Annotated in this window: 10 protein-coding genes; 2 read left to right on the plus strand and 8 right to left on the minus strand. The window is 52.9% G+C overall.

All coding sequences use genetic code 11. From position 1 onward, the window contains the following. The first annotated feature begins 55 nt into the window (after nucleotides 1-55). Both BGE37_RS05695 and amiD read left to right on the plus strand, forming a co-directional pair. Nucleotides 56-379: a heavy metal-binding domain-containing protein gene (locus BGE37_RS05695; RefSeq protein WP_001160732.1), complete on the plus strand. Its 324-nt coding sequence runs from the start codon at nucleotides 56-58 to the stop codon at nucleotides 377-379. Beyond that, complete coding sequence (gene amiD, locus BGE37_RS05700) at nucleotides 376-1,206, plus strand: N-acetylmuramoyl-L-alanine amidase AmiD (RefSeq protein ID WP_001255175.1); 831 nt, start codon at nucleotides 376-378, stop codon at nucleotides 1,204-1,206. The genes BGE37_RS05695 and amiD overlap by 4 nt, the downstream gene beginning before the upstream one ends. On the opposite strand, the gene BGE37_RS05705 is transcribed toward amiD, so the two are convergent. From BGE37_RS05705 to aqpZ, 8 genes are all read right to left on the minus strand, one after another. After that, nucleotides 1,203-2,216, minus strand: a complete 1,014-nt coding sequence (locus BGE37_RS05705) for an NAD-dependent epimerase/dehydratase family protein (RefSeq protein WP_024256718.1) — start codon at nucleotides 2,214-2,216, stop codon at nucleotides 1,203-1,205. The genes amiD and BGE37_RS05705 overlap by 4 nt on opposite strands. A gap of 98 nt (nucleotides 2,217-2,314) precedes the next feature. Then, nucleotides 2,315-3,745, minus strand: a complete 1,431-nt coding sequence (locus BGE37_RS05710) for an SDR family oxidoreductase (RefSeq protein WP_105277061.1) — start codon at nucleotides 3,743-3,745, stop codon at nucleotides 2,315-2,317. A gap of 10 nt (nucleotides 3,746-3,755) precedes the next feature. After that, nucleotides 3,756-4,757: a low-specificity L-threonine aldolase gene (gene ltaE / locus BGE37_RS05715; RefSeq protein ID WP_105277062.1), complete on the minus strand. Its 1,002-nt coding sequence runs from the start codon at nucleotides 4,755-4,757 to the stop codon at nucleotides 3,756-3,758. Between the two features lie 37 nt (nucleotides 4,758-4,794). Continuing rightward, nucleotides 4,795-6,513, minus strand: a complete 1,719-nt coding sequence (gene poxB / locus BGE37_RS05720) for a ubiquinone-dependent pyruvate dehydrogenase (protein WP_032302783.1) — start codon at nucleotides 6,511-6,513, stop codon at nucleotides 4,795-4,797. A gap of 132 nt (nucleotides 6,514-6,645) precedes the next feature. Next, nucleotides 6,646-7,614 carry an NADH oxidoreductase gene (gene hcr, locus BGE37_RS05725; protein WP_105277063.1) on the minus strand — a complete coding sequence of 323 codons (969 nt, stop codon included), beginning with the start codon at nucleotides 7,612-7,614 and terminating at the stop codon, nucleotides 6,646-6,648. An 11-nt stretch (nucleotides 7,615-7,625) separates the two neighbouring features. Next, complete coding sequence (hcp, locus tag BGE37_RS05730) at nucleotides 7,626-9,278, minus strand: hydroxylamine reductase (RefSeq protein ID WP_046077410.1); 1,653 nt, start codon at nucleotides 9,276-9,278, stop codon at nucleotides 7,626-7,628. Nucleotides 9,279-9,421: 143 nt separating this feature from the next. Beyond that, nucleotides 9,422-10,321: an L-lysine exporter LysO gene (gene lysO, locus BGE37_RS05735; RefSeq protein WP_105277064.1), complete on the minus strand. Its 900-nt coding sequence runs from the start codon at nucleotides 10,319-10,321 to the stop codon at nucleotides 9,422-9,424. Nucleotides 10,322-10,794: 473 nt separating this feature from the next. Beyond that, nucleotides 10,795-11,490: an aquaporin Z gene (aqpZ, locus tag BGE37_RS05745; RefSeq protein WP_000488716.1), complete on the minus strand. Its 696-nt coding sequence runs from the start codon at nucleotides 11,488-11,490 to the stop codon at nucleotides 10,795-10,797. Nucleotides 11,491-11,768: the final 278 nt, after the last annotated feature.

Below are 11,768 nucleotides of genomic sequence, written 5' to 3' on the forward strand. Positions count from 1 at the left end.
ATATCAGCCCGATAATGCTTTGAGATCGAAGGATTAGCAAACAAGGAGATCGATCATGCAATTTTCTACAACCCCAACTCTGGAAGGCCAGACCATCGTTGAATATTGCGGTGTGGTGACAGGCGAAGCGATTTTAGGTGCCAATATTTTCCGTGATTTCTTTGCCGGTATCCGCGATATCGTTGGCGGACGCTCCGGGGCTTATGAAAAAGAATTGCGTAAAGCGCGGGAGATTGCCTTTGAGGAACTTGGTGAGCAGGCGCGGGCGTTGGGGGCCGATGCCGTAGTCGGTATTGATATCGACTACGAAACGGTCGGGCAAAACGGCAGTATGCTGATGGTTAGCGTCAGCGGTACGGCGGTGAAAACACGTCGATGAGAAGAGTCTTCTGGCTGGTCGCCGCTGCTTTGTTACTTGCAGGGTGTGCAGGCGAAAAAGGCATTGTCGAGAAAGAGGGATACCAGCTTGATACCCGACGCCAGGCGCAGGCGGCGTATCCGCGCATTAAAGTGCTGGTGATCCACTACACCGCAGATGATTTTGATAGCTCGCTGGCGACACTGACCGATAAACAGGTCAGCTCGCATTATCTGGTCCCTGCTGTGCCACCGCGATACAACGGTAAACCGCGCATCTGGCAACTGGTGCCGGAACAGGAACTGGCCTGGCATGCGGGGATTAGCGCCTGGCGCGGGGCAACACGCCTTAACGACACCTCTATTGGCATTGAGCTGGAAAACCGTGGCTGGCAAAAATCATCCGGAGTGAAATATTTTGCCCCGTTTGAACCGGCACAGATACAGGCGCTCATCCCCCTGGCGAAAGATATTATTACCCGTTATCACATCAAGCCGGAAAACGTGGTGGCACATGCGGATATTGCGCCGCAGCGAAAAGACGATCCAGGACCGTTATTTCCGTGGCAGCAACTGGCGCAGCAGGGGATTGGTGCCTGGCCGGATGCGCAGCGGGTGAACTTTTACCTTGCCGGGCGTGCGCCGCACACGCCAGTAGATACCGCGCCATTGCTGGAACTGTTGGCGCGCTATGGTTATGACGTTAAACCTGATATGACACCGCGCGAGCAGCGGCGCGTGATTATGGCGTTCCAGATGCATTTTCGCCCGACGTTATACAACGGCGAAGCGGATGCAGAAACTCAGGCGATTGCCGAAGCGTTGCTGGAGAAATACGGTCAGGATTAGCGGGGCAGTTTCCCGTGATCGCGCAGCCAGGCAGCAGTTTTCTCAATGCCTTCATCCAGAGTGATGACTGGCTGATAGCCTAATTCTTCCTGTGCACGCGTCATATCCAGCGTAAAGTCAAAATTCAACTTGGAGACGCCGTAGTGGGTCAGCGGCGGCTCTTTTGCTGACTTGCGACCTAAACGCTCCATGCTGCGGGCGATCATGTCCAGCATCGGGTAAGGCACCGAGCGAATACGGCAATCAATATTCAACTCGTCGATAAGTTTTTGCACGATGCTGCGTAGAGTGCGATGCTCGCCGTTGGTAATGTTATATGCTCGCCCGGAAGGCAGCTTATCGCAGGCTTCCTGACTTGCCAGCCACATGGCGTGCACGGCATTTTCATAGTACGTCATATCGACCAGCGCACTGCCGCCGTGTGGTAACAGAATGCTGCCGTAGTGGTGCATCATATGCGCCAGACGGGGAATAAAGACTTTATCGTGTGGCCCGAACAGACTTTGTGGGCGTAAAATAGTAAAGCGTGTTTGTGGATTCGCCTGCGAAAGCATATTGATCACTTCTTCGCTGGCCGCTTTGCTGCGGGCAAACTCGTTAGCGAAGCGGTGAGGGCGAAAATCTTCTTTAATATCGCGATGGTGGTGATAATCGAAGTACAGGGAGGGGGAAGAGATATGAATAAAGTTACGTACTCCCCAGGCGACAGCCCATTCACCCAGACGGCGAGTGGCGCGAACGTTAGCCAGATCGAAAGCCTGTTGTGTCCCCCACGGAGAGGTAAAGCTGGAGCAGTGCCACAACGTATCAATGCCTGCGAGCATCACTTTAGCTTGTGATGAGACCAGCTCGGTCAGATCCGCCGGAACAAACTCTGCGCCCATTTTTTCCAGCAATTTACCCATTGCCTCGTTGCGACCGGTCGCACGCACGCTGATGCCTTTCTGGCATAAAAACTCTACCGCGTTTCGACCTAAGCCGCTGGTGGCGCCGGTAACCAGTACCTTCATATCAATCCACTGTTGTTGAGAAAATGACGTGCGCATTCTTCCGTGATTTCCCCCTTGATGCAATGGGAAACATGAAAGAATAACGCAGGTTTTGTCGATTAATCTGTGCTTTGTTCTGCCAGTCTGGCGATTCGTTTTGCCATTCCGCGAAAAATAAACAGATGCGCGGGGATCATCAGTAACCAGTAAAACAGCCCCGGCATACCGTGCGGATGCCAGAATGCGCGAACATCGATAGTACGATAGTCACCTTTATCTTCCAGGGTAAAACACAGTCGTCCCAGCCCCGGCGCTTTCATGCCAAATAACAGCGTAAGTTGTTTTTCCGGTTCAACGACAATCACTTTCCAGCTATCCACCGCATCTCCGGTCTGCAAATATTCACGCTCCGGGCGGCCTTTCGCCAGCTTATGACCGATCGCGCGGTCCATCAACGCCCGGGTTTGCCACAAAATATTGCCAAAGAAATAACGCTCTTGACCGCCGATTTGATTCACCACCTGCCATAAAGCCGCAAGGCTGGCGGACGTTTTAACGGTAAACCCCGCCTGTTTGGCGAAATAACCGTACTCCGGTCGCCAGCGGGCAAAGGCCTGAGCGTCGTATCCCCAGTCGCTGGAGTTGACCAGCTTTTCTTCTTCTTTCAGGGTGCGACGTACCGCGTCATCGAAAGCGATCAGCCGTTGTGGGATGAGTGCACGTAGCGCGGTGTCATCCGCCAGCAGATCATGTTTCAGCCCCTGAATCAACGCTTTGGCGGTGGTTGACGGTACGGAAGTAATCACATTGAGAAACCACACCGAAATCCAGCGGGTGGGAAAGGGGATGGGGATTAACCAGCGGCGCTTACCGCTCACCGCCATAAAATGTTCAAACTGTTGCTGATAACTGAGCACCTCTGGTCCGGCGGCTTCGAAGATGCGGTGTTCGCTGGCCGGATGATCTAACAGCGCCACCAGATAGTGCAGCAAGTTTTCCAGCGCGATGGGCGTGGTGCGTGAACGAACCCAGCGTGGCGGCGTTAACACTGGCAGGTTGTACACCATATCGCGCATGACTTCGAACGCCGCTGAACCTGCGCCAACGATAATTCCGGCACGCAATTCGGTCACCGGAACACCCGCTTCACGAAGAATATCCGCCGTAGCCTGACGGGCGCGCAGATGGTCCGACTGCTCGTGAGGCGGGGCCTGCAATGAACTGAGAAAGATTAATTGTTTAACCGGTGCTTCGCGCAGCGCATCGCGGACGTTAAGAGCCACCTGGCGCTCCTGAGCGATAAAATCGCCGCCTTCGCCCATGCTGTGCACCAGAAAATAGACGGTATCGATATTCTGCAACAGGGCCGGAAGGTTATCCGGCCAGCTGAGATCGACTTTATGGCAACTGACGTTTGCCAGTTGCAGCTTTTCAAGCCTGTCGACGTGACGTGCCGCCGCCAGGATCTGATGCCCTTGTTGGCTAAGCGCGTGCACCAGATGCTGACCAATGTAGCCACTGGCACCGAGAACTAAAATGCGTTGCGGCACGTCTCTCTCCTTAACGCGCCAGGAAAGCGCGCCAGTGGGCTGCGACTTCTGCCAGTTGTTCACGCGAGACATCGAGATGGGTTACCAGGCGGACAATCGGCGAGGCGTTAATCAGTATGTTTCTCGCTTTCATGTATTCGCCTAATGCGGCAGCATTTTCTTGTCCGACGCGGACAAACAGCATATTGGTGTCCTGGCGCATGACATCCGCGCCTGCTTCACGCAGTTGCTCCGCCATCCAGGCGGCGTTATCGTGGTCTTCCTGCAAGCGTGCAACGTTATTTTTCAGCGCATACATTCCGGCGGCGGCCAGAATCCCGGACTGGCGCATCCCGCCGCCAGTCATTTTCCGCCAGCGGATGGCGCGTTTAATGTAATCACGATTACCGACAAGTAATGAACCGACTGGCGTACCAAGACCTTTCGACAGACAAATGGTGAACGAATCACAATATTGCGTGATCTCTTTCAGTTCGCAGCCGTAAGCCACCACGGCATTAAAGATGCGCGCACCGTCAACATGCAGTGCCAGATTGCGCTCGCGAGTAAATTCCCATGCTTCTTTCAGGTATTCCCGCGGCAGCACTTTTCCATTGTGGGTGTTTTCCAGACTGAGTAATTTGGTGCGGGCGAAATGGATATCGTCGGGTTTGATTTTCATCGCCACTTTATCCAGCGGTAGCGTACCGTCGGCGTCAGCATCGATGGGTTGCGGCTGAATACTGCCCAGCACCGCTGCGCCACCGGCTTCAAACAGATAGTTATGCGCGGCCTGACCGACAATATACTCTTCGCCGCGTTCGCAGTGACTGAGCAGAGCGACCAGGTTGGCCTGAGTGCCGGTAGGCAGAAAAATGGCGGCTTCTTTCCCGGAAAGCTCTGCCGCATAGTCCTGCAGAGCATTAACGGTAGGGTCGTCTCCGTAAACGTCGTCCCCAACCGGGGCGGCCATCATTGCTTCGAGCATGGCGCGGCTCGGTCGGGTAACGGTATCACTGCGTAAATCAATCATGGCATGTCCTTATTTATGACAGGAAATGCCACCCTTTTTACCTTAGCCAGTTCGTTTTCGCCAGTTCGATCACTTCGTCACCGCGTCCGCTGATGATTGCGCGCAACATATACAGGCTAAATCCTTTGGCCTGTTCGAGTTTGATCTGCGGCGGAATGGCTAACTCTTCTTTCGCGACTACCACATCCACCAGCACCGGGCCGTCGATGGAAAAGGCGCGTTGCAAGGCTTCATCGACTTCAGCGGCTTTTTCTACGCGGATGCCCGTAATACCGCACGCTTCAGCGATACGGGCAAAGTTGGTGTCGTGCAGTTCGGTGCCGTCTGTCAGGTAGCCTCCGGCTTTCATCTCCATCGCTACAAAGCCCAGCACGCTGTTGTTAAAGACGATAATTTTCACTGGCAGCTTCATTTGTACCACTGAGAGAAAATCGCCCATCAACATACTGAAACCACCATCACCGCACATGGCGACCACCTGACGTTCTGGCTCTGTCGCCTGAGCACCCAGCGCCTGCGGCATGGCGTTGGCCATTGAACCGTGGTTAAACGAACCTAACAGGCGGCGCTTGCCGTTCATTTTCAGATAACGCGCCGCCCATACCGTTGGTGTGCCGACATCACAAGTGAAAATGGCGTCATCGGCAGCAAAATGGCTAATTTGCTGCGCCAGATATTGCGGGTGAATGGCTTTCTCACTCGGTTTAGCTAAATCGTCCAGCCCTTTGCGGGCATCGCGGTAATCTTCCAGCGCTTTATCCAGAAATTTTCGATCGGTTTTTTCTTCCACTAAAGGCAGCAATGCACGCAGAGTCGATTTGATATCACCGACCAGTGCCATATCCACCTTACTGTGCGCGCCGATGCTGGCCGGGTTGATATCAATCTGAATAATTTTGGCATCGGTCGGGTAGAACGCACGGTAGGGGAATTGGGTGCCGAGCAGCACTAACGTGTCGGCGTTCATCATGGTATGAAAACCTGACGAGAAGCCGATTAATCCCGTCATTCCGACATCATACGGATTATCGTATTCGACATGTTCTTTACCGCGCAGGGCATGAACAATAGGCGCTTTAATTTTTCCGGCAAACTCGACGAGCTCTTTATGCGCCCCCGCGCAGCCGCTACCGCACATCAGGGCGATATTGCTTGAGTAACGCAGCAGTTGCGCCAGTTTGCGTAACTCTTCCTCTTCTGGGGTGACGACTGGTTGTGGCGCATGATACCAGTGCGTGGTTGCCCCTTCCGGTGCCGGTTTTAACGCCACGTCGCCCGGTAACACGACAACGGAAACGCCACGGTTTAGCACCGCTTTACGCATAGCAATCGCCAGCACTTGTGGGATCTGCTCCGGGCTGGAAACCAGCTCGCAATAATGGCTACATTCGCGGAATAACTCTTGCGGGTGGGTTTCCTGGAAATAGCCGCTGCCAATTTCGCTGGAAGGGATATGAGCGGCAATTGCCAGTACCGGAACGTGATTACGGTGACAATCGAACAAACCGTTGATTAAGTGCAGGTTGCCAGGTCCGCATGATCCGGCGCAGACCGCCAGTTCCCCGCTAAGTTGGGCTTCAGCGCCAGCGGCAAAGGCCGCCACTTCTTCATGACGGGTGGACATCCACTCTATGGTGCCCATGCGATTAAGACTGTCGCTAAGACCGTTCAGAGAGTCGCCCGTGACTCCCCAAATGCGTTTTACCCCTGCTGATTCGAGTGTTTTGGCGATATAAGCTGCAACCGTTTGTTTCATGGTTCTCCATCTCCTGAATGTGATAACGGTAACAAGTTTAGTTCATCTGACGGAGGGGGATGGGGTGGGAGAAAAATGAGGCACTAACGGTTAAACTGCCCGATGACAGGTATATCATCGGGCATAATACGATTATGCGAGAACCAAATCCCCCTGCGGATGGCAGGAGCAGGCCAGTACATAACCTTCTGCGATTTCGGCGTCGGTCAGCGTCATTGTGCTACTCACCGTATATTCACCGGAAACCACTTTCGTCTTACAGCAGCCGCAAACACCTGCACGGCAGGCGGCGACAACCGGAACTTTGTTGCTTTCCAAAGCCTCCAGCAGTGTGGTGCCAACAGGTGCGTAAAATTCTTGCGCCGGTTGCAGTTTGGTGAATTTCAGACCGCTGGTTGCTGCTTCCGCCACTGGCGTAAAGAACTTCTCTTTAAAGAAACGCGTCACGCCGAGCGCTTTCACTTCCTGTTCTACCCAATCCATATACGGAGCCGGGCCACAGGTCATTACAGTACGCGAGGCTAAATCAGGAACGCGGGCCAGCAGTTCGCGAGTCAGGCGTCCGGCAACGAATCCCTCGGTAACATTATTTTCCGCCACCAGTGTCACCGGGTAATTACGCCACTCATCCGCGAAAATGACATCCTGCGGCGTACGCACGTTGTAGATCACCTGCACATCAGCCTGCGGACGGTTTTTCGCCAGCCAGCGACGCATCGACATAATCGGCGTGACGCCGCAGCCGGCCGCCAGCAACAGGAATTTATCTTCTGCTTTATCGTCGCAGGTAAATTCCCCCATCGCGTCCGAAAGCCAGAGGTAGTCACCGCGTTTTACATCGCGGGTCAGCCACTGGGAACCGACACCGTCATCAATCCGCCGCACGGTCAGAGTGATGTAATCACTCACGCCTGGTGTGGAGGAAATGGTGTAAGCACGCAGCGTTTCCGCTGAGTTACGCACGCTGACCAGCGCATATTGCCCGGCGCGATACGGGTAGTAATCGTGGCAAATCAGGGAAATCGTCCACACATCCGGCGTTTCTTGCGTAATGTGATGAACCTGCATCCGCCACGGGCATTGATTGGTTGGCATCGTCATCGACAAACTCCTTACGCGCTCAACAGTTGCTTCATGTCTTCTTCAACAGTGGTGATAGAACGTAGGCCGAATTTCTCGTTCAGTACCGCCAGCAGGTCTGGCGTCAGGAAGCCAGGTGCAGTCGGGCCGGTAACGATATTTTTCACGCCCAGAGAAAGCAGCGTCAGCAGAATAACAATCGCTTTTTGTTCGAACCAGGAGAGTACCAGCGACAACGGCAGATCGTTGACACCGCAGCCCAGTTTTTCTGCCAAAGTGACAGCCAGAATAATCGCTGAGTAAGCATCGTTACATTGACCAGCATCTACCAGACGCGGCAGACCTTCGATATCGCCGAACTCAAGTTTGTTAAAGCGATATTTACCGCAGGCGAGAGTCAGGATCAGGCAGTCATCTGGTACGCTGGTGGCGAAATCGGTGAAGTAGTGGCGCTCGCCGCGTGCGCCGTCACAGCCACCGAGCAGGAAGATATGACGCAGTTTTTCACGGCTCACCAGATCAATCAGCGTATCCGCCGCGCCAAGCAGCGTCTGACGACCAAAGCCCACGGTAATCAGGTGCGGAATTTCGCTGTACGGGAAGCCCGCCATTTGTTGCGCCTGGGCGATGACTGCTGAGAAATCATCACCATCCAGATGACGCACACCCGGCCAGCCAACGATGCTGCGGGTCCAGATACGATCGTCATAAGCCCCTACGGTTGGGTCGATGATGCAGTTCGAGGTCATCACGATAGGTCCAGGGAAGCGAGCGAACTCTACTTGCTGATTCTGCCAGCCGCTGCCGTAGTTACCGACCAGATGCTTGAATTTACGCAGCTCCGGGTAGCCGTGGGCAGGCAGCATTTCGCCGTGGGTGTAGACATTAACACCCGTGCCTTCGGTCTGTTCCAGCAAGTTGTAGAGATCTTTGAGATCGTGACCGGAAATCAGAATGCATTTACCCGCCGTCGCTTTGACGTTGACCTGAGTTGGCGTCGGGTGACCGTATTTACCTGTTTCGCCTGCGTCCAGAATGCTCATCACTTTGAAGTTCATCTGGCCGATTTCCATGGAGCACTCGAGAAGTGCGTTCATATCGGCAGGCCAGGTACCCAGCCATGCCATGATTTTATGGTACTGGGCGTAAATATCGTTGTCATATTGACCGAGAACGTGCGCGTGTTCCATATAGGCGGCAGCACCTTTCAGGCCATACAGGCAGAGCAGACGCAGGCCGAGAATGTTTTCGCCAATCGCCGCTTTATCTTTATTGGGAGTAAATTCCGCCGCCTGACGTTGCAGCTCGCCGAGATCGTCACTCACCAGTTGCAGGTCAGCCATCGGGTTATCGACGCGGGCGTTGGCATCTACAGCCAGGCACTGTGCTTTCAGCGCCTCACGCAGGGCAATTGCTTCACGGGCGTAGCCGACAATACGCGGAGAATCGAAATTAACGTTGGTCAGGGTTGAGAAAAATGCGCGCGGCGCGAAGCTGTCAACGTCATGGTTGATGATGCCGTATTCACGCGCTTTTACCGCCCAGGCTGAAAGCCCTTGCAGCGCCGCGATGAGTAAATCCTGAAGGTCAGAGGTTTCCGCCGTTTTACCACACATCCCCTGCGCGTATGAGCAGCCGTTTCCTGCCGGAGTACGGATAGTTTGTTCACATTGCACACAAAACATGATCACACCTTTTAAAGTTATATTTAATATACATGTTTAAGGTTAAGACGCTTAACGCGGGGATAAAAGGGATTTTTCATGCAACTTTAAGGGAGATTGATTTAGCGCAATTTTGGCGGCAGGGATCTACCGCCAGAGAGGTATTATGCAGAGAAAAAGGCGATGAGGATCGGCACTAACAGGCTAAGAATAAAACCGTGAACAATCGCCGCCGGGACCATATCCAGTCCGCCAGTACGTTGAAGAACGGGCAGTGTGAAATCCATCGACGTCGCACCGCATAAGCCCAGTGCAGTAGAGCGGCTACGGCGAATCAGCCCAGGGATCAACATAATAGCAAGCAGCTCACGGGCCAGATCATTAAAAAACGCCGCGCTCCCGATTACCGGACCAAAAGATTCGGTCAATAAAATACCGGAAAGAGAATACCAGCCGAAACCGGAAGCCATTGCCAGCGCGGTATTGATGGGAAGATCAAGAATAAAGGCGTTAATTAAACCACCAATTAAAGAACTGGCCACCACCACCACAGCGACAATCATTCCCCGGCGATTAAGGACAATCTGCTTTAAGGTCATGCCATTATTGCGCAACTGAATACCGACGAGGAAAAGTAGCAGAATTAACGTGTATTCGCTGGCTTCCGTAGCGTGTTGTAAGAAACCTAATCCGCTAAGGCCAATAGCAAAGCCAATCACCACCACACCGCAGAGCTTGAGGGACTCCAGCGCCATCGCAATACGTGACGGGAGTTTTTCTTGCTGATGGTGGTTGCGCCACGGTAGGCCTCGCTCCAGCCACATCAGGGCGGCAATATTACACAGTAAAATAACGGTAATACTGACGGCGGAATAATGCAGAATCGCCAACAGGTTACTGGCGAGGTTATCGAGAAACGCCAGACTGATACCCATAAAAAAGAGAATGAGGTAAACCATCCAACTTAATAGCTGATTAATAACTTTTAATGCAGCTTTTTGGCGAAGCGGAATGAGGTAACCCACAATCAGGGGAACCAGAATGATTAACAGCCCAGAAAACATGAAAAACCAGTCCTTGCAAAGAAAGAAGTCGAAATGCGCGATGACACACTACTGAAAGCGGAAGGACGAGTAAAGTTGCAATTAAAAGGAAATGTTATGCATAAGGATCGGTAGGGTATTCATTTTCATTTAAAGATATTCTTGCGCTTTAATTACAAACCGCACCGGTGTTGGTGGCGTCAAAATCGCCGAGGTGTTCCCTGAAGGCCGGGGCAGCCCACATGGATGTGGGCTGAGGGCGCGTTTTACCGGGATGTTACCTCGCGCCCGACCCGGTAGCCGCAAGGGATAAGTCGAGGGCACCGCGCAGCGGCGATTTTGTTCGCCAGAGCCCGGGGGTGCAGGGGGCGGCGGCGATTGGCCGCCCCCTGCGCCAGTGACTATATGTGGCTTAACACATCAAGGAGCGCAACAGGAAGATGAATCAATATATTTAAAAAAGGCCTGACATTGCGCCAGGCCTTCTGCGTTAATTAATTACGCTTTTCCAGCAGAGTCCGGTAAATCAGACCACCGATAATGCCGCCGACAATTGGCACCACCCAGAAGAACCACAGTTGTTCTAACGCCCAGCCGCCCTGGAAGATGGCAACCGCAGTACTGCGCGCCGGGTTAACGGAAGTGTTAGTCACCGGAATACTGATTAAGTGAATCAGCGTTAATGCCAGACCAATGGCAATTGGCGCAAAACCCGCCGGAGCGAATTTGTCGGTTGCGCCGTGGATCACCAGCAAGAAACCTGCACTCAATACCAGTTCAACTACCAGCGCGGAAAGCATGGAATAACCGCCTGGTGAATGCTCGCCATAACCGTTAGAAGCAAAACCGCTGGCTGCCGCGTCAAATCCCGTTTTACCACTGGCAATTAAATACAGCAGCGCCGCTGCAACAATACCGCCGACAACCTGGGCAATTACGTAGCCAACGACTTCTTTTGCCGGAAAACGTCCGCCAGCCCATAAGCCAATAGTGACCGCCGGGTTAAAATGACCACCAGAAATATGACCAACAGCGAAGGCCATCGTCAGAACGGTTAAACCGAATGCCAGCGCCACGCCGGCAAAACCAATGCCTAATTCCGGGAAGCCTGCGGCCAGTACGGCACTACCACAGCCACCAAAAACAAGCCAGAAAGTACCAAAACATTCAGCTGCTAATTTTCTGAACATATCCACCTCAATTAAAAATTGACCCTGTGAAAAATATGGTCGTTTTATAGGGTCGTCGTAAAAAAGTGACGACGGAAATAATGCGCGGCTATTTTAAAAACGAAGGCGAGTCATTCACCAGATAAATAAATCCAGTAAATTTGATTTAGGGCAACAGCGGGTTGCCCCATATAGTCATTTGTCTGATTGACAGTGTAGTGCAAGCAAAAGATTTAATCCTTTAGGCGTAATAAAAAATAATTTATCATGCTAATTATTTGATTTTGTTGTTTTTGCAG

The organism is Escherichia sp. MOD1-EC6300 (assembly GCF_002965045.1).
Taxonomy (GTDB): domain Bacteria; phylum Pseudomonadota; class Gammaproteobacteria; order Enterobacterales; family Enterobacteriaceae; genus Escherichia; species Escherichia coli_F.

What these genes read in the sequence shown, in the direction of transcription:
- BGE37_RS05695 (WP_001160732.1), top strand. Translation starts at nt 56, where the DNA reads ATGCAATTTTCTACAACCCCAACTCTGGAAGGCCAGACCATCGTTGAA.
- amiD (WP_001255175.1), top strand. Translation starts at nt 376, where the DNA reads ATGAGAAGAGTCTTCTGGCTGGTCGCCGCTGCTTTGTTACTTGCAGGG.
- BGE37_RS05705 (WP_024256718.1), bottom strand. Translation starts at nt 2,216, where the DNA reads ATGAAGGTACTGGTTACCGGCGCCACCAGCGGCTTAGGTCGAAACGCG.
- ltaE (WP_105277062.1), bottom strand. Translation starts at nt 4,757, where the DNA reads ATGATTGATTTACGCAGTGATACCGTTACCCGACCGAGCCGCGCCATG.
- poxB (WP_032302783.1), bottom strand. Translation starts at nt 6,513, where the DNA reads ATGAAACAAACGGTTGCAGCTTATATCGCCAAAACACTCGAATCAGCA.
- hcr (WP_105277063.1), bottom strand. Translation starts at nt 7,614, where the DNA reads ATGACGATGCCAACCAATCAATGCCCGTGGCGGATGCAGGTTCATCAC.
- hcp (WP_046077410.1), bottom strand. Translation starts at nt 9,278, where the DNA reads ATGTTTTGTGTGCAATGTGAACAAACTATCCGTACTCCGGCAGGAAAC.
- lysO (WP_105277064.1), bottom strand. Translation starts at nt 10,321, where the DNA reads ATGTTTTCTGGGCTGTTAATCATTCTGGTTCCCCTGATTGTGGGTTAC.
- aqpZ (WP_000488716.1), bottom strand. Translation starts at nt 11,490, where the DNA reads ATGTTCAGAAAATTAGCAGCTGAATGTTTTGGTACTTTCTGGCTTGTT.